22 protein-coding genes and 1 pseudogene are annotated in these 25,282 nt (G+C 73.9%); 13 read left to right on the forward strand and 10 right to left on the reverse strand.

Annotation, left to right across the window (positions count from 1 at the left end; all coding sequences use genetic code 11):
- Positions 1-11: 11 nt before the first annotated feature.
- Positions 12-1,496, reverse strand: coding sequence for a polyprenol phosphomannose-dependent alpha 1,6 mannosyltransferase MptB (gene mptB, locus G3T38_RS04060; protein WP_163770810.1), 1,485 nt, complete (start codon positions 1,494-1,496; stop codon positions 12-14).
- A gap of 80 nt (positions 1,497-1,576) precedes the next feature.
- Complete coding sequence (locus G3T38_RS04065; protein ID WP_163770811.1) at positions 1,577-2,149, reverse strand: TetR/AcrR family transcriptional regulator; 573 nt, start codon at positions 2,147-2,149, stop codon at positions 1,577-1,579.
- Between the two features lie 80 nt (positions 2,150-2,229).
- On the opposite strand from G3T38_RS04065, the gene G3T38_RS04070 reads away from it, so the two are divergent.
- From G3T38_RS04070 to G3T38_RS04090, 5 genes are all read left to right on the forward strand, one after another.
- On the forward strand, positions 2,230-2,799 hold the full coding sequence (locus G3T38_RS04070; protein WP_163770812.1) for a dihydrofolate reductase family protein: 570 nt from the start codon (positions 2,230-2,232) through the stop codon (positions 2,797-2,799).
- A gap of 50 nt (positions 2,800-2,849) precedes the next feature.
- A complete protein-coding gene (locus tag G3T38_RS04075) occupies positions 2,850-3,386 on the forward strand; it encodes a DUF4333 domain-containing protein (RefSeq protein ID WP_163770813.1) in 537 nt (178 codons plus the stop codon).
- Between the two features lie 16 nt (positions 3,387-3,402).
- The gene (locus tag G3T38_RS04080; RefSeq protein ID WP_163770814.1) at positions 3,403-4,587 is read left to right on the forward strand and encodes a thiolase family protein; all 1,185 of its coding nucleotides are present in this window, start codon (positions 3,403-3,405) and stop codon (positions 4,585-4,587) included.
- Between the two features lie 70 nt (positions 4,588-4,657).
- On the forward strand, positions 4,658-5,533 hold the full coding sequence (locus G3T38_RS04085; protein WP_163770815.1) for an oxygenase MpaB family protein: 876 nt from the start codon (positions 4,658-4,660) through the stop codon (positions 5,531-5,533).
- Between the two features lie 370 nt (positions 5,534-5,903).
- Positions 5,904-7,418 carry an HNH endonuclease signature motif containing protein gene (locus tag G3T38_RS04090; RefSeq protein WP_163770816.1) on the forward strand — a complete coding sequence of 505 codons (1,515 nt, stop codon included), beginning with the start codon at positions 5,904-5,906 and terminating at the stop codon, positions 7,416-7,418.
- Between the two features lie 102 nt (positions 7,419-7,520).
- On the opposite strand, the gene G3T38_RS04095 is transcribed toward G3T38_RS04090, so the two are convergent.
- The 6 genes and pseudogenes from G3T38_RS04095 to G3T38_RS04120 all read right to left on the reverse strand — a co-directional run bounded on the left by G3T38_RS04095 (position 7,521) and on the right by G3T38_RS04120 (position 13,307).
- Positions 7,521-8,444, reverse strand: coding sequence for an ABC transporter substrate-binding protein (locus G3T38_RS04095; RefSeq protein WP_163770817.1), 924 nt, complete (start codon positions 8,442-8,444; stop codon positions 7,521-7,523).
- Complete coding sequence (locus G3T38_RS04100) at positions 8,441-9,181, reverse strand: ABC transporter permease subunit (protein ID WP_163770818.1); 741 nt, start codon at positions 9,179-9,181, stop codon at positions 8,441-8,443. Before G3T38_RS04100 ends, G3T38_RS04095 begins: the two co-directional genes overlap by 4 nt.
- A complete protein-coding gene (locus tag G3T38_RS04105) occupies positions 9,178-9,927 on the reverse strand; it encodes an ABC transporter permease subunit (protein WP_163770819.1) in 750 nt (249 codons plus the stop codon). The genes G3T38_RS04100 and G3T38_RS04105 overlap by 4 nt, the downstream gene beginning before the upstream one ends.
- A gap of 110 nt (positions 9,928-10,037) precedes the next feature.
- Positions 10,038-10,835 (reverse strand): annotated as a pseudogene (locus G3T38_RS04110) (ABC transporter ATP-binding protein); the annotation flags it as partial.
- Between the two features lie 111 nt (positions 10,836-10,946).
- The gene (locus tag G3T38_RS04115; protein ID WP_163770821.1) at positions 10,947-12,371 is read right to left on the reverse strand and encodes a dihydrolipoyl dehydrogenase family protein; all 1,425 of its coding nucleotides are present in this window, start codon (positions 12,369-12,371) and stop codon (positions 10,947-10,949) included.
- 57 nt (positions 12,372-12,428) lie between these two features.
- The gene (locus G3T38_RS04120; RefSeq protein WP_206675777.1) at positions 12,429-13,307 is read right to left on the reverse strand and encodes a Cof-type HAD-IIB family hydrolase; all 879 of its coding nucleotides are present in this window, start codon (positions 13,305-13,307) and stop codon (positions 12,429-12,431) included.
- 137 nt (positions 13,308-13,444) lie between these two features.
- Between G3T38_RS04120 and G3T38_RS04125 the strand changes: the two genes are divergently transcribed.
- On the forward strand, positions 13,445-14,173 hold the full coding sequence (locus G3T38_RS04125; RefSeq protein WP_163770822.1) for a hypothetical protein: 729 nt from the start codon (positions 13,445-13,447) through the stop codon (positions 14,171-14,173).
- A 20-nt stretch (positions 14,174-14,193) separates the two neighbouring features.
- Entirely contained in the window at positions 14,194-14,628 is a 435-nt protein-coding gene (locus tag G3T38_RS04130; protein WP_163770823.1) for a hypothetical protein, read from the forward strand.
- Between the two features lie 74 nt (positions 14,629-14,702).
- Here the strand turns inward: G3T38_RS04130 and G3T38_RS04135 are convergent, their stop codons facing one another.
- Complete coding sequence (locus G3T38_RS04135) at positions 14,703-15,593, reverse strand: SDR family oxidoreductase (protein WP_338037454.1); 891 nt, start codon at positions 15,591-15,593, stop codon at positions 14,703-14,705.
- Positions 15,590-16,618 (reverse strand): AraC family transcriptional regulator, encoded by a 1,029-nt coding sequence (locus G3T38_RS04140; protein ID WP_163770824.1) that lies wholly within the window; start codon positions 16,616-16,618, stop codon positions 15,590-15,592. Before G3T38_RS04140 ends, G3T38_RS04135 begins: the two co-directional genes overlap by 4 nt.
- 100 nt (positions 16,619-16,718) lie before the next feature.
- Here G3T38_RS04140 and G3T38_RS04145 point away from each other — a divergent pair, with 100 nt between their 5' ends.
- The 6 genes from G3T38_RS04145 to G3T38_RS04170 all read left to right on the forward strand — a co-directional run bounded on the left by G3T38_RS04145 (position 16,719) and on the right by G3T38_RS04170 (position 24,814).
- Complete coding sequence (locus G3T38_RS04145; RefSeq protein ID WP_163770825.1) at positions 16,719-18,332, forward strand: flavin-containing monooxygenase; 1,614 nt, start codon at positions 16,719-16,721, stop codon at positions 18,330-18,332.
- Positions 18,329-19,348 carry an alpha/beta hydrolase gene (locus tag G3T38_RS04150; protein ID WP_174267604.1) on the forward strand — a complete coding sequence of 340 codons (1,020 nt, stop codon included), beginning with the start codon at positions 18,329-18,331 and terminating at the stop codon, positions 19,346-19,348. Before G3T38_RS04145 ends, G3T38_RS04150 begins: the two co-directional genes overlap by 4 nt.
- A gap of 343 nt (positions 19,349-19,691) precedes the next feature.
- A complete protein-coding gene (locus G3T38_RS04155) occupies positions 19,692-21,662 on the forward strand; it encodes an FG-GAP repeat domain-containing protein (RefSeq protein WP_163770826.1) in 1,971 nt (656 codons plus the stop codon).
- 36 nt (positions 21,663-21,698) lie between these two features.
- Complete coding sequence (locus G3T38_RS04160) at positions 21,699-24,008, forward strand: FdhF/YdeP family oxidoreductase (RefSeq protein ID WP_163770827.1); 2,310 nt, start codon at positions 21,699-21,701, stop codon at positions 24,006-24,008.
- 10 nt (positions 24,009-24,018) lie between these two features.
- Positions 24,019-24,336: an STAS domain-containing protein gene (locus G3T38_RS04165; protein WP_163770828.1), complete on the forward strand. Its 318-nt coding sequence runs from the start codon at positions 24,019-24,021 to the stop codon at positions 24,334-24,336.
- Positions 24,329-24,814 (forward strand): ATP-binding protein, encoded by a 486-nt coding sequence (locus tag G3T38_RS04170; protein ID WP_163770829.1) that lies wholly within the window; start codon positions 24,329-24,331, stop codon positions 24,812-24,814. Before G3T38_RS04165 ends, G3T38_RS04170 begins: the two co-directional genes overlap by 8 nt.
- The last annotated feature ends 468 nt before the right edge of the window (positions 24,815-25,282 follow it).

Raw genomic sequence — 25,282 nt, forward strand, 5'->3', positions numbered from 1 at the left:
GGGCGGACAGGTCAGGACGCGGGCGAGCGCTCCGCGGGCGCGAGCCAGGACGGCGGCGCGACGATGCGCTCGACGCGGGCGCGGGAGCGGGACGTGGCGAAGAGGAGCGCCACGGTGCCCGTCGCGATCATCGACCCCATGACGATCGCGAGGTAGGCCCCGTGCAGCGAGGAGTCGAGGGGCGCCACGACACCCGCGACGACCGACACGAAGAGCACGCCGAGCGCGCCGAGGCGGTGGAGGCGGAGCGGGGCGAGGAAGGGGACGACCCAGAGGAAGTACCAGAGGTGCACCACGGGACTGAGGAGCACCATCGCGCCCATGACGGCGGCGACCGCGGCGACGGCCCGTTCCTTCCGGCCTGTCGGCCAGCGCAGCGCCACCCAGGCCGCGACGGCGATCGCCGCGACGTTGCCGACGAGGCGGGTGATCTCGAGGAACGTCGCCGGCGGGGTGCCGAGCCCGGTGAGCGTGGCGACGTCGTCGAGCGCGCCACCCACGACCGTGGGCAGCGACAGGGGCGTGTTGACGGTGCCGGGCACCGTCAACGCCTCGATCCAGCCCAGGCCGACCCCCCAGGCGAGGCCGAGCGCGACGAGGCAGGCGACCGAGACCGTCGCGACCGCGGCGAGACGCCGCAGCCGCTGCACCAGCGTCGCGGCGAGGGGCAGGCTCACGAGCGCGACGGCGATGCAGACGAGGCCGCCGGGGGCCTTGACGGCCGCGGCGAGGCCGCCCAGCACCGCCCCGAGCACCCACGACCGCTCGGCGGCCACGACGAGGGCCGCGGCCATCAGCCCCACCATGGTGAGGTCGTTGTGCAGCCCGCCGGCACCGTTCGCGAGCATGAGCGGGGAGGCGCAGACGATGGCGGTCGCGAGCGCCGGGTTCACCCCTGACCAGCCGGCCATCCGGGGCACGGCCCACGCCAGCAGGGCCAGGCCGGCCAGCGCCGCGAGGCGGTGGATGACGACGAGCACCCAGGGGTTGCCCGTCACGGTCGCGGCGAGGTCGCCGATCGCGAGGGGCAGCGGGCCGTACGGCGTCACCGTGCCCATCCACCGCGGGTCGACCGCCTCGACGACGGGGCCGCCGAGCACGTTCGGCCCGTAGAGGTACGGCGACGCGTCGACGTTCGTCATCGTGCCCTGCGCCGCGTAGGACCAGCCGTCGCGGCTGAACAGCGGGGGCGCGAGCAGCAGGGGCGCGCACCAGAGGAGCGTGCAGTAGCGGACGCGGTCGACCGCGTCGGCGGGGTCCGTGCCGTCCCGGGCCACCGCCCGGCACAGCGAGAGCCACGCCGCCCCCAGGAGGCCGAGGCCGAGCATCACGAGGGCGAGACCGAGCATGCGGCCCGCGGTCGTGGCGCGGGCGTCGGCGAGCAGCTCCAGCTGCAGGACCGGCGCGGAGCGCGGGATGGTCGAGACGACGAAGCCCCCCACGAGCACGAGCGACGAGCCGAGCACGCCGCGCGCGATCATGGCGGGGGACAGCACCGGCGCAGGCTAGGCCGACGGTCGCACCCGCTCCCCCACCGATGCTCGACCGGGTGGCGACGAGTGCGTGAACATCCGCGTCACGCCCCCGGCAGCAGCCCCGCCACCAGCGCGTCGACCACGGCGTCGGTGGAGGTCGCGGAGTCGACCGACACCGTGAGCCGGTCGAGCAGCAGCCCGTCCACGGCGTAGTGGAGCAGCGCGATCTCGGCGGCCCCGCCGGGCAGTCCGGCCGCCGCGTTGTAGGCCACGTCGGCCGCGAACCCGGCGGCCAGGGTGGCGCCCATGAGCGCCGCCACCTCGGGCCGACGCGCGGCCTCCAGACGCATCTCGAACCACGCCAGGGCGACCTCCCGCGAGGCCGTCATGCGTGCGACCACGTAGCGCAGGTGCGCGGCGTAGGACGCGTGGTCGGGCGGCTCCGCGCGCAGCCGGGCCACCACGGCGGGGTCGGGCGCGATCCGCTCCCCGATCCGCGCGACGACGCCGGCGAGCAGGTCGGCCCGCGAGCGGAAGTAGTTGGACGTCGTGCCCGCCGGTTCGTCGGCCCGGCGGTCGACCGCGCGGTGGGTGAGGCCGCGCGACCCCTCCTCGGCCAGCACCCCGATCGCCGCGTCGGCGAGCCGGGCGCGTCGCTCCTCGTTCCGTGCCACGGCCGCAGCCTAGCCCAACCACGACAGATGTAGTAGTTTGCCTCGGACCACTACATCCGTCGTACATCTCGGAGGTCCCCGTGCGCGCGCTCACCTACTACGTCGCCGTCTCGCTCGACGGCCGGATCGCCGGCCCCGACGACGACTACTCCGCGTTCCCCGTCGAGGGCGACCACATCGCGATGATCCTCCGCGACTACCGCGACACCCTGCCCGGCGCCGCGCTCGCAGCCCTCGGCCTCGCGGCCGACCGCGCGCGCTTTGACACGGTGCTCATGGGGTGGAACACGTACGCCGCGGGCTTCGCCCACACCCGCGACCCGTACCCGCACCTGCGCCAGGTCGTCTTCTCGCGCTCGCGCACGCAGGCCGACGCCGCGCCGGGCGTCACGGTCACCGACGAGGACCCGGTCCGCGTCGTACGGCGGCTCAAGGAGGAGGACGGCAGCGGGATCTGGCTCTGCGGGGGCGGGGTGCTCGCCGCCGCCCTCGCCGACGAGATCGACCACCTCGTGCTCAAGGTCAACCCGCTCGTCCTCGGCGAGGGGCCCAGCCTGTTCGCCGGGCCGTACGCGCCGCGCCACCTCCGACTGACGCGAGCCACGCCGTACGGCTCCGGTGTCGTCGTCACGGAGCACGCCCGCGCGTGAGAGGGTCGGCCCCGGAAGGCGCCCGGGGAGGGTCGCTGGAGAGGGAGCTGATGCGTCGACGGGTCGCGGGGACGGTCACGGCACTGGCGGGGCTCGCCCTGCTCGCGGGGTGCAGCGACGAGGTCCCCGACTTCACCCCGACCCAGGTCGCGGACGCCGTGGCGGAGCAGGTCGGCCGGTCGACGACCACCCCGCCCTCGCCGATCTCGTGCGGTGGCCTCGAGCCGGAGGTGGACGCCCGCACGACGTGCACCTACGTGCTCGAGGACCGCACCCAGGACGCCGACGTCGTCGTCTCGGCCGTCGACGGCACCGAGGTGGAGTTCCGCGTCGACCCGGTCCGCACCTACCTGACGACGACCCAGCTGACACCCCTGGTGGCGCAGGAGCTGACCGACGAGGGCAGCACCGGGGAGGTGACCTGCCTCGACGACCTCGACCTCGAGCTGGGGATCCGCGTCTACTGCACGCAGACCACCGAGGCCGGCCCGGTCGACCTCGCCGTCACCGCGCGCAGCGGGGCCGCCGACCCGGTGAGCCTCGAGATCGCGCTCGACGACCGCGACGCCAGCCAGAACGGGCAGTGACCCTATCCTCTGATCCATGAGCATTGATTCCCAGAAGATCGTCCTCGTCGACGGTGCGCGCACCCCGGTCGGCAGCTTCGGCGGTGTGTTCAAGGACGTCCCCGCCCACGAGCTCGGGGCACAGGCGACGACCGCCGCGCTGGCTCGGGCCGGCGTGGACGGCGCCGACGTGCAGGAAGTGGTGATGGGCTGCATCGGCCAGGTCGGCCCGGACGCCTACAACGCGCGTCGGGTCGCGGTCACCGCGGGCCTGCCGAAGAACGTCCCGGCCTACACCGTCAACCGGCTCTGCGGCTCGGGCCTGCAGGCCATCTGGTCGGCCGCGATGGAGATGCGCTGGAACGACCTCGACCTCACCCTCGCCGGTGGTGACGAGTCGATGACCCGGATGCCGTTCTACGACTTCGGTGCCCGCAACGGCTACAAGCTCGGCAGCCGCGAGCTGGTCGACGGCACCGTGATGATGCTGACCGACCCGTTCGGCGGCATCCACATGGGTGTGACCGCGGAGAACGTGGCCGCCAAGTACGGCGTCTCCCGCGCCGAGCAGGACGAGTTCGCGTGCGAGTCCCAGCGCCGCGCCGCGACCGACGCCGCGAAGGCCGCGTTCGCCGAGGAGATCACGGCCGTCGAGGTCGGCGGCCGCAAGCCGTTCACCGTCGAGACCGACGAGCACCCCAAGCCCGCCACCACCCTGGAGACCCTCGCCGGGCTGCGCCCGGCGTTCGCCAAGGACGGCACCGTCACCGCCGGCAACGCCTCCGGGATCAACGACGGCGCCGCCGCCGTCGTGCTGGCCTCCGAGCGGGCCGTGGCCGAGCGGGGCCTGACCGGACTGGTGACCCTCGAGGCCGTCACCACCGGCGCGATGGAGCCCGAGCTCATGGGCTACGCCCCCGTGCTCGCACTCAAGGCCCTGTTCGCCAAGACCGGCACCACCCCCGGCGACATCGACGTCGTCGAGTGCAACGAGGCCTTCGCCGCCCAGGCCGTCGCCGTCATCCGCGACGCCGGCCTCGACCCCGAGAAGGTCAACCCCTACGGCGGCGCCATCGCGCTCGGGCACCCCGTCGGCGCCACCGGCGCGATCCTGTCGCTGCGCGTGGCCAAGGAGCTCCACCGCTCCGACAAGGAGCTCGGCATCGTCACCATGTGCATCGGCGGCGGCCAGGCCCTCGCCGCCCTCTTCCGCCGCATCTGAGCCCTTCCCCTCTCCGCCCCCGTGCCATAACCTGACTTATGGACACGGGGGTGGAGAGGAGCGAGGCGTCATGGCGACGGACTACTGGCAGCGCCGGCACGACACGATGGATCCCGAGACGGCGTACGTCGAGATCTACCGCGACCTGAGCCAGCACGAGTTCTGGTGGGACATGGTGCAGTCGCTGAGCTTCGCGCTCTTCCGCACCTACGCCGTGCCCAGCATCGGCGAGCTGCTCGACGCCACGGGCGAGTTCACCGACCGCCGCCAGCAGCGGTACGACGACACCGTGCTCCTGCTGGACGCGCCCCTGGTCCACGGCTTCGAGAGCCCGGAGGGCCGCACGGCGGTGCGGCGGATCAACCAGATGCACCGCGCCTACGACATCAGCAACGACGACATGCGCTACGTGCTGTCGACGTTCGTCGTCGTGCCCAAGCGCTGGATCGACGACTTCGGCCGCCGCCCGCTCTCCGACGTCGAGCTGCGGGCGAGCGTCAACTACTACCGCGCCCTCGGGCGCCACATGGCGATCCGCGACGTGCCCGCGACGTACGACGAGTTCGCCGACCTCATGGACTCCTACGAGGCGGAGCACTTCGCCCCCTCCCCCGGCTCCCGGCGCGTGGCGGACGCGCTCGTCGAGCTGGCGACGACGTTCTACCCACGCCCCTTCGCCGGCGGCGTGCGGCTGTTCGTGCTCGGGATGCTCGACGAGCCCCTGCGGGAGGCGCTGGGCTACGACGACCCCGGACGCCTCGTGCGCCACGGTGCCCGCACGGCGCTGCGTGCCCGGGCGCGCGCGCTGCGGGCCCTGCCCCCGCGGCGACGGCCGAAGCTCGCGCGGGACATGCCGCGGATCCGCAGCTATCCCGGCGGCTTCGACCTCGCCGACCTCGGCACCTTCCCCGCCCGCCCCGCCGGGGGTTGCCCCGTCCCGCACTGAGGGCGCGGCTCGGGCGTCGAGCTTGGTCGAACGGCGCGGCGTGCGCGTCGAGTTGGCTTGCACGGCGCGGTAGGGACGTCGAGATTGGTCGAACGGTGCGGCGTAACCTCTGAGCGAAGCCAGGCCGACCCAGGCCGCACCGCCACACGAAATGTGCGACTGGGGCATCCCCGACCCGGCCCAGCCCGCACCAGCCGCACAGTCTTGGCCCCCACGCTCCGCACCAGCGCTGGCGGCGACCCGGACCGAGCTGGGGAAGCCGTCGACGACCGCCGAGACGCGGCCCCAGCGCGACGTCGTCCACAGCCCGGTACGGCGACTCGTCCTACGTCTCGCAGGACTGTCGGTGGGTGCGGGTTGAGTGGTGGCCATGACGGGGGTCAGCTCTTCTGGTGACGCCGATGGCTTCGAGCCACCGGTGCCGGAGCCCCCTGCCGATTTCCTGGTCGACGAACCGGTCCCGGACTGGTTGGAGCACGCCTTCACCACGGGCGAGTGGCCTGAGGAGGCGACGCTGGGGTGCCGGATCGTGGACCGGGAGGGTCGGTACGACGCGGCTGAGCCCGTCGCGGAGCCCGAGCCTGGGTGGGCGGTGCCGGGCGTCGGCACTGCTGCGGGTGCGGGTGCGGTGGATGTGGGGCATCCGATGTTGGAGGCGATCCGGACAGCGACGGCGGTGCTGGACACCGACGGGCGTACCGGGCTGGGGTGGTTGGGTGCCCCGCAGACCGGTATCGCGCTCGTCGATGCGCACCGGCTGGTCGCACGGGCGTCGGCGCTGGTGGCGGTGTTGGTGCAGCACGCCGAGGACGTCGAGCTGTACCGGGAGAACGGTGCCTCGACCGCGGCGGTGTGGTTGGCGAACGCGACCGCTGCGACGCGTCGCGATGCCTACCGGTTCGCGCGCGTCGGGGCCGCCGTCGTCGAGGAGACGGGGCGGTACCGGACCCACCTCGGCCCCGGCTGCCTGACCGGCGTCGTGGACCTCGAGCAGGCCGACGTCATCGTCAAGGCCCTCGACGCCCTACCCGAAGACCTGCCGGCCGAGGTAGCACTGCGGGCAGAAGAGGTGCTGGTCGGGTACGCCACCGACCACGACGCGAAGGCCCTGCGAGCGCTGGGGAAGAAGATCCTCACCGTCATCGCCCCCGAGATCGGCGAAGCACACGACGCAGCCCTCCTCGAGCGTGAGGAGCGCGAGGCCCGCGCCGCTTCACGGCTCAGCATGGTCTCCGACGGCCTAGGTCGCGTGTGGGGCCGCTTCGTCCTGCCCGAGCTGCACGGCGCGATGCTCCGCAAAGCCCTCGACGCCTACGCCGCACCAAAGCACCTCAACACCAACGAGGACCCCGACCAGCGGTTCGTCACCGGACGGCCCACACCGGAGCGCTACGGACGGGCCTTCCAACAGCTCCTGGAGATGCTCGACCACAAGGACCTCCCCGCCACCGGCGGCATGGGCGCGACCGTCGTCGTCACGATGACGCTGGAGTCCCTGCAAGGCGGCCTCGCCTCAGCGTCCCTCGACACCGGCACCACGATCAGCGCATCCGAAGCCCGACGCCTCGCCTGCGAAGCAGGGATCATCCCCGCGGTGCTCGGCACCCAGAGTGAGGTCCTCGACCTCGGCCGCACCACCCGCTTCCACACCAGAGCCATGCGCCTCGCCATGGCCACCCGGGACGGCGGCTGCGTCGCCGAAGGCTGCAACCGGCCACCCCACCAGGCCCACGCCCACCACCTCACCGCATGGTCACAAGGCGGCCACACCACCGTGAACGACGGCTGCCTCCTCTGCGACCAGCACCACCACCAGATCCACGACCCGCTCTACCTCGTCGAGAGGCTCGGCACCGGCAAGCTCCGCTTCACGAGGCGGACGTGAGCGACCCCGGAACGACGAACGAGGTGGAGCCACCCGGCATGCGGGCGGCCCCACCCCGTCGATGGACGAGGCCCGGACCCGAGACGAGTCCGGGACGGCACGTCAGACCAGGCCCTGCTCCTCGAGCCACTCCTTGGCGATCGTGGAGGCGGGCGACTGGTCCTCGACGCTCTGCACGTTGAGCTCGCGCAGGCCGTCGGCCGTCAGCTTCGCGTTGACCTCGTTGATGATCGCGGCGGCCTCGTCGTCGACGTTGTCACTGGCGAGCGGCACGACGTTCGACGCGAGGAAGAGGCCCTCGGGGTCGTCGAGCACGACGAGGTCCTCCTGCGCGATCGACGGCGTCGCGGTGTAGATGATCGCGATCTGGATGTCGTCGTCCTTGAGCGCCTGCACGGTGAGGGGGCCGCCGCCGTCCTCGATGGGGGCGAAGTCCACGTCGACGCCGTAGGTGCCCGACAGCCCCTGCGGGCCGTTGGGACGGCTCTCGGCCTCGGAGTTCGCGCCGAGGGTGAGCGGCACGGGGACGTCGGCGAGGTCGGCGGCGGAGGTCACGCCGTACTCCTCCGAGAACTCCCGGGTCACCACGTAGGCGTCCTGGTCGGTCGCGTCGGACTGGTCGAGCACGCGGAGACCGTCGGGCACGGCCTCCTCGAGCGCGGCGTAGACGTCGTCGGCGAGGCGGGCCTCGGTGTCGGGCTCCCAGTACTGCAGCACGGGGCCGGTGTACTCGGGGAACAGGTCGATGTTGCCCTCCTCGATCTCGGGGAGGTAGGTCTCGCGCTGCCCGTTGCGGAAGTCGCGGGCGACGTCGTAGCCGCCGTCCTCCAGCGCCTGCGCGTAGATCTCGGCGATGATCTCGTTGGAGTAGTAGTCCTGGGACCCGACGACGATCGTGTCGCCGTCACCGCCTCCGGCGGACAGCGGGTCGGAGTCGCCGTCCCCGCCGCCGCACGCCGAGGCGAGCGCGAGGGCGGGGACGAGGGCGAGGGCCGCGCTCAGGCGGCGGCGCAGGGTGGGGGTCATGACGTCCTCTCGGTGGGGCTCTTCTCGGCAACGGTGGAGCTCGGGTGGGCATTCCGCGCGGGTCGCGCGTGCTCCGCAGGGGCGGCGGTGCGCGGGGTGACGAGGCGCTGCAGGAGGGCGAGGAGGCCCTCCAGCACGAGCGCGAGGGCGACGACGAGGAGCGCGGAGGCGAGCATCACGTCGTACTCCCGCGCCTTCAAGCCCGCGAAGAGGAGCCGGCCGAGGCCGACGTCGGCGGTGTACGCCGCCAGCGTCGACGTGGCGACGACCTGCAGCGTCGCGCTGCGCAGGCCGCCGACCAGCAGCGGAGCCGCGAGCGGCAGCTCGACGCGGCGCACGACCTGCGCCTCCGTCATGCCCACGGCGCGGGCGGCGTCGATCGTGACGCGGTCGACGGACTCGACACCCGCGTAGGCGCCGGCCAGCAACGACGGGACGGCGAGCACGACGAGCGCGACGACGGGCCCGGTGAGGCCGATGCCGGTGGCGAGGGCGACCAGGGTGAGGAGCCCGAGGGTGGGGACCGCGCGCGCCGCGCTCGCAGCGAGCACGACGGCGGTGCGCCCGCGGCCGGTGTGGCCGACGAGCACCCCGAGCGGTACGGCGATGATCGCGGCGATCCCGACCACGAGCCCGGAGACGAGCAGGTGCTCGACGAGGCGGGTCGCGGCGCCGCCATCACCGGTCCAGTTGCTGCCGGTCGCGAGCCAGCGCCACGCGTCGAGGAAGAGGTTCACCGGGAGGCTCCCTCGGGCTGGGCCGCGCCGGCGAGCTGCGGCTCCGCGAGCACCCGACCGCTATCCCCGCGCCGACCGGGCCCACCGCGCCGACGGGAACCGCGGATCCCGGCGGACCGGCGCGTCCACGGCATGAGCAACCGCCCGGCCAGGACGACGAGCCCGTCGAGCAGCACCGCGAGCGCGACGATGAGCACGATCCCCGTGAGCACCTCGAACCGGATGCCACGCTGGAACCCGTCCGTGAACAGCGTGCCGAGGCTCTGGATGCCGATCACGGCACCGACGCTCACCAGGCTGACGGTGCTCACGGTGATGACCCGCACGCCGGCGAGCAGGACCGGTCCGGCGAGCGGCAGCTCGACGCGCCAGAACGACGACCACCGCGTGTGCCCGACCGCGGCAGCGGCGTCGAGGGTCGCCGCCGGGACCGACGCGAACGCGTCAGCGGCGGAGCGCACGAGCACGGCGACGCCGTACACCGTCAGCACCACGATCATCGTCGACGACGAGCGCAACGGCGTGCCGATGAGCACCGGCACGATGATGAAGAGGGGCAGCGAGGGGATCGCGTAGAGCAGGCCGACCCCCACCAGCACCGGCCCGCGCAGCCCGCGGCCGTGCTGCGCCGACCAGCCCAGCGGCACGGCGATGAGGAGGCTCGCGACGATGGCCGGCACGCTGAGCGCCAGGTGGGTGAGGAAGAGGTCGACGACCTGCGGGTAGTTCTGCGACAGCCACTTCACGCGCCGGGGACCTCCCCCTCGAGCGACCCCTCGAGCGACCCCTCGAGCGACCCCTCGAGCGACCCCTCGAGCGACCCCTCGAGCGACCCCTCGAGCGACCCCTCGAGCACGCCGACCGGCCGGCCGTCGGCGTCGACCACGAGGCGTCGCCCGTCCTGCTCCCGCACGCTCAGCTGCCGCTGGCGGCTGCGCAGGCCGAGGAAGTCCGCCACGAAGTCGTCCGCGGGCGCGGCCACGAGCTCGGCGGGCGTGCCCTGCTGCGCGACCACCCCGCCGGAGCGGAGCACCACGACCTCGTCGCCGAGCCGCAGCGCCTCGTCGACGTCGTGGGTCACGAAGAGCACGGTCTTGCCGAGCTCGGCCTGCAGCCGGCGCAGCTCGGCCTGCAGGTCGGCACGCACGATGGGGTCCACGGCCCCGAACGGCTCGTCCATGAGCAGCACGTCGGGGTCCGCACCGAGGGCACGGGCCACGCCGACCCGCTGCTGCTGGCCGCCGGAGAGCTGACCGGGATATCTCCGCCCGAGCGCCGGGTCGAGCCCGACGACCTCGAGCAGCTCCGCGGCCCGGGCGTGGGCGGCGCGGCGGGTCGCGCCCTCGAGCCGCGGCACCGTGGCGACGTTGTCGAGCACGCTGCGGTGGGGCATGAGACCGCCGGCCTGCAGCACGTAACCGATCGAGCGCCGCAGCCGCACGCGGTCCTGCTCCTTCACGTCGCGGCCGTCGACGAGGACGGTGCCGGACGTCGGGTCGACCATGCGGTTGACCATCCGCAGCAGGGTCGTCTTGCCGCAGCCGGACGACCCGAGCAGCACCGTGGTGCTGCGCTCGGGTACGACGAGGCTCAGGTCACCGACGGCGACCGTGCCGTCGGCGTACTCCTTGCGGACCGAACGGAACTCGATCAACCGGCTCTCCTTCTCGAGGCGCGCGACGTGGAGTCTTGCAGGCGGCACCGACACCCGGGCGGGTTCGACACGGGTACCCCACCCGGATGGGTGCGGGACGCGTGGGGCGGGTCACTCGTGCAGGTCGGCCAGCGCGCTCTCGATGGCGCGGTTGAACGTGGGGTAGGCGTAGATCATCCCGCGCAGCTCCGCCACCGGGACGGCGGCGTGCACGGCGAGGGTGAGGAAGCCCTGGATCTCGCCGCCGGCGGGGCCGACGACGGTCGCGCCGACGAGCACGCCCCGGTCGGCGTCCTCGACGACCTTGACGATGCCCGTCGCGCCCGGGCCGTGGGTGAACCCGCGGGACGACTGCTCCAGCGGCGTCGACCCGACCCGTACCCGCAGGCCGGCGTCGCGCGCCCCGGCCTCCGTGAGCCCCGCCGCGGCGACCTCCGGGTCGGTGAACGTGGTGTGCGGGAGGGCGTCGTACCGGGCCCTCCGCCCCTCCTCCCCCGTCCCGTCAGCCAGCACGTCGGCCAGCGCGATCGCGGACTGGTACATCGACACGTGCGTGAACGCCCCCTGGCCCGTCACGTCGCCGATGACCCACAGCCCGTCGACCTCCTCGCCGTCGGCGTCGAGCGCCCGCAGCCGGTCGTCGACGTCGAGCACCCGCGCCGACGGATCGAGGCCGACGGTCTCCAGCCCGAGGTCGTCGAGGTTGGGCGTGCGGCCCGCCGCCACGAGCAGGCGGTCGCCGCGCACCTCCTCCCCCGTGTCGAGGCGGAGGGTGACCTGGCCGTCGGCGTACGACGCGTGCTCGGCCTCGACGCCCGTGAGCACGCGGATCCCGTCCGCCACCAGCGCGTCGGTGAGGATCGCCGCCGCCTCCGGCTCGTCGCCCGCGAGGATCCGGTCCCCGTGCTGCACGACGGTGACCTGCGCGCCGAAGCGCGCGAAGACCTGGGCCAGCTCGACGCCGATCGGACCGCCGCCGAGCACGATCAGCCGCCCCGGCACCTCGGTGGCCCGCACGGCGTCGCGGTTGGTCCAGACGGGCACGTCCGCGAGGCCCTCGACCGGGGGCAGGGCCGGACGGGTGCCGGGGTTGAGCACGACGCCGCGCCGAGCGACGTACGTCGTGGTGGAGCCGTCGTCGGCGGTGACGACCACGCGGCGCAGGCCGTCGAGCCGCCCGGCGCCGCGGGCCAGCCGGCCGCCGGCGTCCTCGAGGCGCTGCACGGCCGCCGTGTCGTCCCAACCGGCGGTGGCCTCCTCCGAGATGCGGCGCGCGACCGGCGCCCACGAGGGCGTCACGACGACGTCACCGGCCAGCTCGGACGCGCGGTGGGCCTCGGCGAGGGCATCGGCCGCGCGGAGCATCATCTTCGAGGGGATGCAGCCGTAGTAGGGGCACTCGCCGCCCACCAGGTGCTTCTCGACGGCCACGACGTCGAGCCCGGCGCGCGCCGCTCCGCCGGCGAGCGCCTCGCCGCCCGGACCCGTCCCGACCACGATGAGGTCCACCTCGTGCACGTCCGGCTGCTCGCTCATGGGGGCCAGCATGCACCCGGGGGCCAGCCGGCGGGGCGGGTCGAGCCGGCCCGGGGGTCAGCCCAGACGGTCGAGCAACGCCGCCAGCACCGTGACGACACCGGCCTCGGTGTGCGCCGGCGCGAGGTGGGCCGCGCGCTCCTTGACCGTCGGGTGGGCCCCCGCCATCGCGAAGGAGGCGGCCGCCTCGTCGAGCATCTCGAGGTCGTTGAGGTAGTCGCCGAACGCCGCGGTCTGCGCCCGCGTGACGCCGAGCGCCTCCTGCAGGCGCTGCACCGCAGCACCCTTGTGCACACCGGCGACCATGACGTCCGCCCACTTGGTGCCCGAGACGACGACCTGGTGGTCGCCGACGAACCCGGCGAGCGCGTCGGCGACGACCTGCGGGTCGTGCGCGTCGTTGATGGCGACCTTGACGATCTCGTCGTCGACCGCGCCGAGGTCGTCGACGAGCTCGCGCGCCGCGTAGTACCGGTCCACCTCCGCGAGGAAGGCCGGGTCGTCACGCTCGACGTACGCCGCCCGCTTGCCGCACAGCACCACCCCGGCGTCGCGGTCGGCGACCACCTCGCGGAGCGTGCGGACGAGGTCGGCGACCACGGCGGGCTCGATCGCCGTCGACGACACCTCCGCGTCGTCCCGCACGACGTAGGCCCCGTTCTCGGCGATGAAGACCATGCCGTCAGCGGCGCGGTCGAACATGCGGCGCAGGGTGGCGTACTGCCGACCGCTCGCCGGCGCGAACGCCACCCCCGCCGCGGCCAGCCGGTCGAGGAGCGGCCACAGCGTGTCCGGCACCTCGCCGTCGCCGTCGAGGAGCGTGCCGTCCATGTCGACGACCGCGAGCCGCAGCCCGTCGGGCATGGCGGGGAGGTCGAGGGCGGAGTGGTCGAGGGCGGGGCGGTCGGGCGGGGTGGCGGTGTCGAGCTCGGTCACGCCCTCAGCCTCACACGGGCGCGGTGGGCGGGGCGAAACGCGCCGAGCCGGGACGTACGGCGCGGCGTACGCGCCGAGTTTCACGAAGCGCGGTGCGGACCCGGAACCCCCGGATGCGCCCGACCCGTCTCCCGGGCATGAACCGGAGACTCCTGGTCACGATCCTGGGCCTCGCCGCCCTGCTGGGGGGCTGCAACTCGACGTCGGACGACTCAGCCGCATCCTCGACCGCTGCCACCGGCGACCCCACCACCAACGACACGGAGTGCGCCCCGACGGGGCGCGCGGTGAACGCGGAGACGATCCGTGGGGCAGTGGCACTGGACTACCAGCCGCTGTCCAGCTTGACCGAGGCCGTCGCGACGGTCGCCGACGTAGCGGTGGCCGGCCGTGTGACGGCTTGGCGTTCGGGCCCGACATCCGAGACCGACGGCCGCTCGACACGCTCGGCGATCCTGGTGGTCGAGGTCCTGCACGCCACCGAGGTCGTCGACGAGGCCCAACGCACGGAGGTCCAGGTGCGGCTCCACCGGCGCATCCCCGTCACCCCGCCGACCACGACCTCGCCGTGGGGGGCGGAGACCCTCGAGGAGCTCGACCGCGCCGCACCCGTCGGCACCTGCGTCCTGATCGTCGCGTCCGCTCCCGCCGACGACGGTGCGGAGGGCCCGGTCCTCGTCAATCCGCTCCCCCAAGGCTTCCTCCTCCAGACCGCGGACGGCGCAACGGCCAGCGTGCGGGTGCCGGACGACGAGGTGCACCCGTGGACCTCGCATGCCGCCGGCGTCGCCGGCAGCACCGCGACCAACCCGGACTCCCCCGGCAGCTTCCAGAACCTGGTCGACGAGCTGGTCGCGCTGGGCTGACAGCGGCGTACGCTCCCGCCATGACGAGAGCGGGGGCTCGACCGTCGAGCGAGCCGTGGTGGAAGCCGTGGTTGCTGGGCGGGGCCGTGCTGACCTCGCTGGTCGCCGGCCTGCACCTCGCGGTGGGCGCCTACCTCTGGGCTTTCGCGAGCGAGGGCTTGGTGCCACCGGGGTGGCGCACGCCCGACCTCCCGGACGGCGCCACCATCGTCCGCGAGGAAACAGCGTGCGCCTCCGGCGGGTGCTGGCGCGAGGTGGCGATCGACCCGGCCGGCGACGACACGCCGTCCGAGCTGGCCGCCGCCATGGGGCTGACGCCGGACGACCGCTACGGGTCGCTCAGCCGCGACCGGCAGGGCTGGCGGTTCCTCGACCCGGCCGCGGTGAGCATCCACTCGCAGTCGAGCGGTGGGCTGCTGGTGGTGCACGTGCAGTACGCCGGCGGCCTGGACTGACCGGCCTCGGTCCCGGTCCCGGTCCCGGCTCGGCGCCCACGACGCGGCAAGGACCCCAGCTCGGCGCGACCGACCTACGCCCCCCGCAGCACCGCCGCGAGGTCGAGCGGCTCGCGGTCGGTGAGCAGGCGGACGTCGTCGCTCACCGTGGCGAGCTCGCCGGACCGGATGGCGGTGTAGGTGGAGACCCACGCGTCGTACTGCCAGTCCGGCGCCTCCCACCGCCGGCGCGAGGCGTAGGCCTCCTCGATCGTCTCGTCGTGGAAGGACGTCGGGCGTCCGGTCACCTCGGTGATCACGGCCGCGGCCTCGGCCAGGGTGATGGCGACGGGCCCGGTGAGCTCGTAGGTGCGGCCCGCGTGCGCCACGGGGTCGAGGAGCACCTCGGTCGCGGCGCGCGCGACGTCGGCCCGTGCGACGGCAGCGACCCGCCCGTCGCCCGCGGGGCCCCGGAGCACGCCCTCGTCGCCGGCGAAGAGCGGCAGCACGTCGAGGTAGAAGTTGTCGCGCAGGAAGGTCCAGGCCATCCCGCTGGCCCGCAGGTGCTCCTCGGTGGCGTGGTGGTCGCGGCCGAGCGTGAACGTGCAGTCGGGCGCGGCCGCGGCGAAGGAGGTGTAGACGACGTGCTGCACCCCGGCGGCGGCCGCCGCGTCGACGAACGCCCGGTGCACGGCCACCCGGTCGGCCGTCTCCGCGGCCGACACCATGAACAGGGTCTCGACGCCCTCGAGCGCCTCGCGCGCGCCGTCCGGGTCGGCGTAGTCGCAGGCCAGCGGTACGGCGCCGGGCAGGTTGGGCACGCGGGTGGGGGTCCGCGCCAGCAGCCGCTGCGGCACGCCGCGGCCCGCCAGGTCGTGGGCGACGAGGCCGCCGACGACGCCGGTCGCCCCGGTGACGCCGATGCTGGGCAGGACGGTGGGGTCGGGCCGGGAGTCGGGCGCGGGGACGGGGGCAGAGGTGCTCACCCGCCCAGCCTCCCCGATGACGCCCCGGAACGCACGGCCCGCGGCGCGGCGTCCCACCACCGACGGGCGGCCCGGGACAGCGCGGACTGCTCCGCGAAGCCGACCATGGCCGCCACCTGGGCCAGAGGCAGGTCGGTGCCGGTGAGGAGGCGCTGGGCCTCGCCGCGCCGTACCTCGTCCACCAGCGCCCCGAACGTCGTGCCCTCCGCCTCGAGCCGCCGCTGCAGCGTGCGGTGGTGGACGGCGAGGAGGCGCGCGACGGCGGCGATCTCGACGCTGCCGGTGCCGAGCGACTCGCGCACGGCGGCGCGCACCCGGGCGCTCGTGCCCCCGCCGCTCCCCGGCAGCGGCGCCTGCGTCGCGAGGTGCGCGAGCGCGAGACGGCGCAGCGCGGCGTTCACGCCGGCCAGCCGGTGCTCCGCGAGGGCATGCGGGAGCCGCAGCACGGCCGCGGTCCCGGCCGCCTCGAAGGTGACGGGAGCGCCGTAGGCCGCCTCGTACGCCGCGGGCTCGGCCGCCGGCCGGTAGGGCAGCTCCACGCCCAGCAGGCCGTACGGCCCGCCGTGCAGGTAGGTGATGACGCCGTGGGCGAAGGCGAGGCCCATGTCGGTCGCCTGCACGAGGCCCTCGCCGGCCGGCCCGTAGTGCAGCCCCGCCACCCCGCGCTCGCCCCGCGGGTCGTCGCCGAGCCGGACGCTGAGGGAGCCGTTGTGGACGAACAGGTAGCGCGACGTGCAGTCGAGCGCGTCGCCGAGCGTCGGCGAGTGCTGGATGGCCACGGCCAGCGAGCCGAGGGTCGTGATGTCCTGGCGCCGGGCGATGCGGAGACCGAGGTCCGCCCGCCGCAGGTCGTGCGCCGCGAGCTCGAGCAGCTGGGCGGCCGCCTCGTCGCGCACGAGCACGTCGTCGGCCAGCAGGGCGTCGGGGCGCAGGCCGACGGCGCGGGCGTACGCCGCCGGGTCGCCCCCGAGGACGCTCACCTCGTCGGCGAACCCGCGCAGGGCGGCCGACCGGATGTAGCCCATGAGCCCTCCCCTCCTCGAGCGCCACCGACTGTCGCGTCAGGACAAGATCATGTCGCACTGGGGCAAGTTTCGGGCCGCTTCGGGGAGCACCATCGACACCATGAGCACTTCCACCGACCGCTCTACCGGCCGCTCCACCGGTCGCTCCGCGGGTCCCGGCACCGAGCACGTCGACGTCGTCGTAGTGGGCGCCGGCCTCTCGGGCATCGGCGCGGCGTACCGCCTGCAGACGGAGCGACCCGGCACGAGCTACGTCGTGCTCGAGGCCCGCGAGGCCATGGGCGGCACGTGGGACCTCTTCCGCTACCCGGGCGTGCGGTCCGACTCCGACATGTACACGCTCGGCTACTCCTTCAAGCCCTGGCGTGACGGTCGCTCGCTCGCCGACGGCCCGTCGATCCTCCGCTACATCGAGGAGACGGCCGCCGAGTTCGGCATCGACGAGCACGTCCGGTACTCCTCCCGCGTCGTCGCCGCCGACTTCGACACCGCCACCTGCCGCTGGACCGTCGAGGTCGAGGACCCCCGCACCGGTGAGCGCCGCTCGCTGACCTGCGGCTTCCTCTACTCGTGCGCCGGCTACTACGACTACGACGAGCCCCACCACCCCGACCTGCCCGGCATCGAGGACTTCGCCGGCCAGGTCGTGCACCCGCAGTTCTGGCCCGAGGACCTCTCCTACGCCGACCAGCGCGTCGTCGTCATCGGCTCCGGCGCCACCGCGGTCACCCTCGTGCCGGCGATGCTCGCCGACCAGAGCGGGAACGGCGGGAGCGCACCCGCCGGCCACGTGACGATGCTGCAGCGCACCCCCACCTGGATCAGCGCCGTGCCCCGTGTCGACCGCAACGCCGAGCGGCTCAAGCGCGTCCTCCCGCCGGCTGCCGCGCACCACGCGATCCGGGCCAAGAACATCGCGTTCTCCACGGCCTTCTACCAGTTCTGCCGCCGCCGGCCGCAGCAGGCGCGGAAGCTGCTCACCGGGCTGACGACCAAGTTCCTCGGCGACCCGCAGCTCGTCGCCGACCACTTCACCCCCACCTACGACCCGTGGGACCAGCGCCTCTGCGCCGTCCCCGGCGGCGACCTGTTCAAGGTGATCAAGAGCGGCGCGGCCGAGGTCGTCACCGACCGGATCGCCTCCTTCCTGCCCGAGGGCATCCGGCTCGAGTCCGGCCGCGTGCTCGAGGCCGACGTCGTCGTCACCGCCACCGGCCTGCGCCTCCGGGCCTTCGGCGGCATCTCCCCGAGCGTCGACGGGGTCGAGGTGACGCTCCCCGAGCAGCACACCTGGAACGGCGCCATGGTCACCGGCATCCCCTCCTTCGCGGTCTGCATCGGCTACACGAACGCGTCCTGGACGCTGCGCGCCGACCTCACCCACCGCCTCGTGTGCAAGGTGCTGGCGTGGACCGCGGAGCACGGGTACGCCGCGGCCGTGCCCACCCCGGACGGCGACCTCGGCTCGCGACCGCTGCTCGACCTGGCCGCGGGCTACGTCCAGCGCTCCATCGACGCCTTCCCGCGCCAGGGCGACAAGGCGCCGTGGCGCGTGCGGCAGAACTACGTGCTCGACGCGGCGACCACCCTGCGCAGCGACCTCGGTCGCACCCTGACCGGGCTGCGGCCGCGACCGACGGCCGTGCCCGCTGCGCCCGACACCGCTGCGACCGCTGCGACCGACACCGCCGAGCCCGGGCTGGTCGACGCATGAGCGCCCCCGGGGAGGCGACCGTGGGCGACTGGCGACCCGACATCCTGGGCGAGGGCTTCGAGCAGGCCCGGATCGACCTCGGGCAGGACCCCGACGGCGAGGGCGGCGACGTGCACGCGGTGCTCGTGCGCCGCGTCGTACGCCCCGAGGAGACCGTCGTCGGCGCCGTGCTGTTCGTGCACGGCTTCTCCGACTACTTCTTCCAGACCGACCTCGCCCACCACTGCGCCGCCCGCGGACTGGCCTTCCACGCGCTCGACCTCCGCAAGTGCGGGCGCGCCCGGGAGCCCCACCAGACGGCGCACTACGCGAGCGACCTGGCGCTCTACGACACCGAGCTCGAGACCGCCCTCGCCACGATCGCCGCCGACCACCCCGGCGCGCCGGTCGTCGTGATGGGCCACTCGACCGGCGGGCTCGTGCTGCCGCTGTGGCTCGACCGCCGCCGTCGCGAGGACCGCGTCGCGCCCGTGGTGGGCCAGGTGCTCAACAGCCCCTGGTTCGACCTGCAGGGCAAGCCCGTCATGCGGGGACCCGTCACCCAGGCGCTCCGGGCGGTCTCCCGCGTGCAGCCCCTGCGCCGCCTCGACCTGCCCGTGACGACCGTCTACGGCGACGCCCTCCACGTCAGCGGGCGCGGCGAGTGGGACTACGACCTGGCCCTGCGTCCCCTCGCGGGCTTCCCGATCACGGTGGGCTGGCTCAACGCCGTACGCCGCGGTCACGCCACCCTGCACCGCGGCCTCGACGTGGGGGTGCCGTCGCTCGTGCTGCGGTCCGACCGCACCAGCTTCTCGCGCCGCGTCACGGACGTGACCGACCGCTCCGACAACATCCTCGACGTGCGCCAGATCGCCCGGTGGGCCGGATGCCTCGGCGGCGAGACCCACGTCGTGCCCGTCGCCGGCGCCCGGCACGACGTGTTCCTCTCGCTCGCCGAGCCCCGCGCCGCGGCGTACGCGGCCCTCGACCGGTGGCTCGACGCGCACCTCCCCGCCGACGTGCCCACCTCCTGACCGGGGGCCGCGCCCGGGCCGGGGTCGCGCCCGGGGAAAGAAAACGCGGACCAGGAAAGAAAACGCGGACCGGTCGGTGCCCGGCCCTCGACGGGCGAAAGAGAACGCGGACGGCGAGGTCCGACACGCCGAGGCCAGGGGCCTTCCGGTCCGCGTTTTCTTTTCGAGCGAGGACCCCGCCGCGCACTTTCCTCGGCCCGGTCGGGTCCGTCCGCGTTTTCTTCTCCCACGAGCCCCCGGCCCGAGCCCCCGGCCCGAGCCCCCGGCCCGAGCCCCTCGCCCGCGCGGGGGTGACCTGGCGGAAACCGTCGCCACGGGGCACGGGGAGGCCTACCCTCCGACCATGCCCTCCCTCCCGTTCCACCGGCGTGCACGGCGTGGTGGCGCCGCCGTCCTGCTCGTGCTCGCCCTGACGGTGCTGCTCGGCGCCCAGGGCTCCCCCGTCGCGGCCCAGTCCGCCGACGCCGCTGCCATCGACAGCTCCGCCGCAGCCGCCGCTGCCACCGCTGCCGCCGCTGCTCCGACCGGCCGTGTCTTCTGGGTCGCGACCAACGGCAACGACGCGAACCCCGGCACGTCGGCGGCGCCGTGGAAGGACCTCCGCCAGTCGATGCAGAAGCTGCGGGCGGGCGACACCCTGTTCGTGAAGGGCGGGCGCTACGCGTCGCCGAACAGCTACGTGATCCGGCCCAACGGTCTCGCGGCGGGCACGCCCGACAAGCGGATCACCGTGCAGGCCGCCAACGACCAGGTGTTCCTCGACGAGCCGCTGGCCATCGACAACGCGCAGTACTGGACGTTCGACGGCTTCAACATCTCCGGCAACGGCGCGCGCTACCGCGACACGACGGAGCCCCCGGGCTACCTGGTGCAGTTCGTGGGCGGCACGGGCTGGATCCTGCGCAACTCGAAGATCTGCTGCTTCGGCACCTACGGGATGGTCCAGGTGTGGGGCCAGCCGAAGGACTGGACCATCAGCCACAACACGATCTGGTCCAACCCCGGTCGCGGCGCGGCGGCGGATACCGACCACCTGATCTACGTGCACCCGAACACGGGCTCCGGGCCGGGCTACATCGAGCGCAACGTGCTGGCCGGCTCCTCCAACGGCTCCAACATCAAGCTGGGCGCCTCGTCGCAGACGACGGCGAACGCGGGCACGTCGGGCATCACGATCCGGCGCAACACCTTCCTCGGCGCTTGGACGAACGTCCGCCTGGCCTTCGAGACCGCCGGGTCGCTGATCGAGGACAACATCATGCTCGGCGCGACCCGCGACTGGCCGGACGGTCCGGCGTCGGTGCAGCCGTACTGCCTCGACGGGCGCGGCAACGTGACGCGCACGGACCTCTGGTACGGCCCGCCCACGCGGCGTCACACCGACCCGATCCGCGGCACGTACTGCCGCTACTCCGGCCAGTGGACCGACCAGGGCGGCCACGTGAAGCGCGACCCGCGGCTGCCGGTGTCGACCAGCGCGGTCTACAACCAGCGCTCGCTCTCGTCCCTCGACCAGTCGCAGTTCCTGCCGCGCGACGTGCCGGCCCGGTCCTACGGCCGGTTCAGCCAGTTCGACCAGGCGCTCACGGGCGACTGGGACGGCGACGGCGTCGACACGCCCGCCGGGGTGCTGGGCAACCGGGTGCACCTGACCAACGAGGCGTCCGACGCGGGCTCCGTGGAGTACGTGGCCCCCGGCTCCGGCGAGTCCGAGCGCATCATCACGTTCGGCAAGGTCGGCTGGCGCTTCGTCGCGGGCGACTGGGACGGGGACGGCACCGACGAGCTCGGCGTCTTCGACCCCGCCACGGCGACGTTCCACCTGCGCACGCAGGAGGGTCGCATCGGGTCGTTCTCGTTCGGCTCCCGCAGCCGCAGCTACGAGCCGATCGCCGGCGACTGGAACGGCGACGGCAAGGACGAGGTCGGCCTGCTCGACACCAAGACCAAGGTGTTCGCGATCCGCACGAGCGCCACGACGGCGACGAGCTTCCAGTTCGGGGCGGTCTCCGCGGCGTACCAGGTCACCACGGGCGACTGGGACGGCGACGGCAAGGACGAGATCGGCATGTGGCGGGTCGCGAACCGCACGTTCGCGCTGCGGCACTGCGTGACCGCCACCTGCGAGCAGGCGCCGACGGGCATCGTGATGGGCACGCAGGCGCTGGCGCCGTACTACCAGCCCATCGGCGGCACGTGGGAGCGCGGCCAGCGCACCGACACCATCGGTGTCGTGCTCTGGACGCAGTGGCTCCGCGCCCGGCAGAACGCGAACCCGACGACCTTCTACCCGACCCGCAACTACGAGGGCTGACCGCGCGCCCGCCACCGGAGGGGGATGATGGCGGACATGGGACGAGATGACGCGACCCCCGCCGTCGCCAACATCGACGAGACCGCGCTGACGGTCGGCAAGCCGAAGCAGCGTGCCGTCGGGGTGCCGGCTGTGACGCACGCGATGCAGATCGCGGTGGAGCAGATGGGTCCCGTGCGCACCGGCGAGACCCTGCGGCTGGTCAACCAGAAGCACGGGTTCGACTGCCCGGGCTGCGCGTGGCCGGAGGGCGACCACCGGAGCGCGGCGGAGTTCTGCGAGAACGGGGCGAAGGCCGTCGCCGAGGAGGCGACGCGACGCCGGGTGCCGCCGGAGTTCTTCGCCGCCCACTCCGTGGCCGAGCTGGCGACCTGGGACGACTTCGCCCTCGGCCAGCAGGGCCGGCTCACCCACCCGATGCTGCTCGACGAGGGGGCCACGCACTACCGGCCCGTGACGTGGGAGGAGGCGTACGCCGTGGTGGCCGACGAGGTCGCCGCGCTCGACTCCCCCGACGAGCTGGTCTTCTACACGTCGGGCCGCACGTCCAACGAGGCCGCCTTCTTGTGGCAGCTCCTGGCCCGGGGCCTCGGCACCAACAACCTCCCCGACTGCTCCAACATGTGCCACGAGTCGTCGGGCTCCGCGCTGACGGAGACCATCGGCATCGGCAAGGGATCGGTCTCGCTGCACGACGTCGAGACCGCCGAGCTCGTCATCGTCGCGGGCCAGAACCCCGGCACGAACCACCCCCGCATGCTGTCGGCGCTGGAGAAGACGAAGCGCAACGGTGGCACGGTCGTCGCGGTCAACCCGCTGCAGGAGGCGGGCCTGCTGCGCTTCGACAACCCCCAGAAAGCCCGTGGCGTCGTGGGCCGCGGCACGCCGATCGCCGACGTGTTCCTCCAGGTGCGGCTCGGCGGTGACCAGGCGCTGTTCCAGGCGCTCGGCGCGCTCCTCCTCGCGGCCGAGGAGGCCGCCCCCGGCACCGTCCTCGACCACGCGTTCGTCGAGGAGCGCACCCGGGGCTTCGCGGAGTACGCCGCGCACCTCGCCGCGCTCGACTGGGACGACGTCGCGACCGCCACCGGCCTGGAGCGGGAGCAGATCGAGGAGGTCGCCCGGCTGCTGCTGGGCTCGCGCTCCACCATCGTCTGCTGGGCGATGGGCCTCACCCAGCACAAGCACTCCGTCGCCACGCTCCGCGACGTCGTCAACCTCCTGCTCCTGCAGGGCAACATCGGCCGCCCCGGCGCCGGCGTGTGCCCCGTCCGCGGCCACTCCAACGTGCAGGGCGACCGCACCATGGGGATCTTCGAGCAGATGCCGGAGTGGTTCCACGACCACCTCGACGCGGAGTTCGGGTTCGCCTCGCCCCGCGAGCACGGCTGGGACACCGTCGCGGCCATCGAGGCCATGGCGGCCGGCCGGGCCAAGGTCTTCCTCGGCATGGGCGGCAACTTCGCCCGCGCCACCCCCGACAGCGCCGTCACCGAGGCGGCGCTCCGCTCCCTCGACCTCACGGTGCAGGTGTCGACGAAGCTCAACCGCTCCCACGTCGTGCACGGGCGGCGCGCGCTCGTCCTGCCGACGCTCGGGCGCACCGAGGCCGACGTGCGGGCCAGCGGCCCGCAGCGCGTCACCGTCGAGGACTCCATGAGCGCCGTCCACGCCTCCCAGGGACGGCTGGCCCCCGCCAGCGACGAGCTGCGGAGCGAGGTGGCGATCATCTCCGAGCTCGCCGAGCGGCTCCTGGAGGGCCGGGACAACGCTCCCCGGGCCGACTGGCGCGCGTTCCGCGACGACTACGCGACGATCCGGGCGTCGATCTCCCGCGTCGTACCGGGGTTCGAGGACTTCGAGGCGAAGATCGACGTGCCCGGCGGGTTCGTGCTGCCGCACCGACCGCGGGACGAGCGGGGCTTCACGACGCCGTCCGGCAAGGCGGAGTTCACGGTGAACGAGCTGGAGTACCCGCACGTGCCCGCGGGCCGCCTGCTGCTGCAGACGCTGCGGTCGCACGACCAGTACAACACCACGATCTACGGCAAGGACGACCGCTACCGGGGCATCCACGGCGGTCGCCGGGTCGTGCTCGTGCACGCCGACGACCTCGCCGAGCAGGGTCTGGCCGACGGGGACGTGGTGGACCTGGTGTCGGAGTGGAGCGACGGCGAGCGCCGCGCCCAGGCCTTCCGCTGCGTGGCCTACAGCACACCGCGCGGGTGCGCCGCGGCGTACTACCCCGAGACCAACGTGCTCGTGCCGCTCGGTTCCTACGCCGACACGTCCCGCACACCGACGTCGAAGTCCGTCGTCGTGCGCCTCGAGCCCCGCGACCGATAGGTTCTCCCCCATGGAGGAGCCCCCCTTCGCGTCCGTGGTGGACCCCGCCACGCGCACGGTGACCGTGACCGGCGGCGTCTGGGGGTTCCGCGACGTCGAGGAGCTCGACCGCGCGATCACGACGGCCTCCACGGGCCTCACGCAGTCGATCACCCTCGACCTCACCCGCGCCGAGTTCCTGCCCAGCCTCGGGATCGGCACGCTGCTGTCGCTGCGCCGCCGCATGCGGCTGCACGGCGCCGACCTCACCGTCGTCGCCGCACCGGGCACCGTCGCCCACCGCGTCCTCATGATCACGGGCGTCGAGGTGGTGGAGAGCGATGGCTGAGGTGGTGGCCTTCGAGACCGAGGTGCCGTTCACGAGCCGCGGGGCCGACCTCGCCCGGCGCCTCCTCCGGCACCACCTCGCGACCGCCGGCACCACCCAGGTCGTGGGGGAGAACGCGCTGCTCGTGCTCCACGAGCTGGTCGCCAACAGCCTCGACCACGGCTTCCCCTGCCCCAACGAGACCCTGCACCTCGCCTGGGAGACGTCGCCCGAGGCCGTCGTGCTGCGGGTCACCGACCACGGTCCCCACCCCCGGTGCGAGCGCTGCCACCCCCACCGGGCCCCGGCGGCCGGGCTCCCCCCGGTGACCGCCGACGGCGCGCGGCTACAGGTCCAGCAGCCCGAGCTCGACGCGCCCCGCGGCCGCGGGCTGCTCATCGTCGACGGGCTCTCCGACCGGTGGGAGGTCACGACCCACGCCGGAGCGACGACCGTCGAGGTGCACCTGACGACCGCCGCCGACCCGAAGGCGGGCTGAGGCTCCCCCCTGGCCGACCTCCGGACGTCATGCGAACCGCGGGCCCCGGGCACCGCACCGCATGACGTCCTGGGTACGGCGCGGGGTCGCCGGCGACGTACCCGGACCCGCGCAGGGGGCGCGCCTGGCGTGCGCGGGCGCTCGCCGGGTCGCGGCGGGGTCGCGGCGCGCGGGCGCTCGTCGGGGGCGCGAAATGTGCGGCTGGGACAGGACCGGCGCGATCCGGGCGGCACCAACCGCACACTCCTGCCCCCTCCCCTCGCCGTCCCCCGCCGGACGTCATGCGGACCGCGGGTCCCGGGCGCCGCGCCGCATGACGTCCCGGTACGGCGCGGGCTCACCGACGACGTACCCACGCCCCCGCACGGATCCGAGGCCACGCACTGTGCAGCTGGGACCCGCCCCACCCGACCCCAGCCGCACCAACCGCACACTTCCGGCCGCACCCCGGCCGCACCCCGGCCGCAC

The organism is Nocardioides zeae, from assembly GCF_010686755.1.
GTDB classification, from domain to species: Bacteria; Actinomycetota; Actinomycetes; order Propionibacteriales; family Nocardioidaceae; genus Nocardioides; species Nocardioides zeae.

Excerpts from the sequence above, each read along its gene's own strand:
- G3T38_RS04145 (WP_163770825.1), top strand. The coding sequence starts at position 16,719 with ATGAGCACTTCCACCGACCGCTCTACCGGCCGCTCCACCGGTCGCTCC.
- G3T38_RS04095 (WP_163770817.1), bottom strand. The coding sequence starts at position 8,444 with ATGACCCCCACCCTGCGCCGCCGCCTGAGCGCGGCCCTCGCCCTCGTC.
- G3T38_RS04140 (WP_163770824.1), bottom strand. The coding sequence starts at position 16,618 with ATGGGCTACATCCGGTCGGCCGCCCTGCGCGGGTTCGCCGACGAGGTG.
- G3T38_RS04170 (WP_163770829.1), top strand. The coding sequence starts at position 24,329 with ATGGCTGAGGTGGTGGCCTTCGAGACCGAGGTGCCGTTCACGAGCCGC.
- G3T38_RS04155 (WP_163770826.1), top strand. The coding sequence starts at position 19,692 with ATGCCCTCCCTCCCGTTCCACCGGCGTGCACGGCGTGGTGGCGCCGCC.
- G3T38_RS04090 (WP_163770816.1), top strand. The coding sequence starts at position 5,904 with ATGACGGGGGTCAGCTCTTCTGGTGACGCCGATGGCTTCGAGCCACCG.
- G3T38_RS04125 (WP_163770822.1), top strand. The coding sequence starts at position 13,445 with ATGAACCGGAGACTCCTGGTCACGATCCTGGGCCTCGCCGCCCTGCTG.
- G3T38_RS04115 (WP_163770821.1), bottom strand. The coding sequence starts at position 12,371 with ATGAGCGAGCAGCCGGACGTGCACGAGGTGGACCTCATCGTGGTCGGG.
- G3T38_RS04150 (WP_174267604.1), top strand. The coding sequence starts at position 18,329 with ATGAGCGCCCCCGGGGAGGCGACCGTGGGCGACTGGCGACCCGACATC.
- G3T38_RS04160 (WP_163770827.1), top strand. The coding sequence starts at position 21,699 with ATGGGACGAGATGACGCGACCCCCGCCGTCGCCAACATCGACGAGACC.
- G3T38_RS04165 (WP_163770828.1), top strand. The coding sequence starts at position 24,019 with ATGGAGGAGCCCCCCTTCGCGTCCGTGGTGGACCCCGCCACGCGCACG.
- G3T38_RS04080 (WP_163770814.1), top strand. The coding sequence starts at position 3,403 with ATGAGCATTGATTCCCAGAAGATCGTCCTCGTCGACGGTGCGCGCACC.
- G3T38_RS04085 (WP_163770815.1), top strand. The coding sequence starts at position 4,658 with ATGGCGACGGACTACTGGCAGCGCCGGCACGACACGATGGATCCCGAG.
- G3T38_RS04130 (WP_163770823.1), top strand. The coding sequence starts at position 14,194 with ATGACGAGAGCGGGGGCTCGACCGTCGAGCGAGCCGTGGTGGAAGCCG.
- G3T38_RS04075 (WP_163770813.1), top strand. The coding sequence starts at position 2,850 with ATGCGTCGACGGGTCGCGGGGACGGTCACGGCACTGGCGGGGCTCGCC.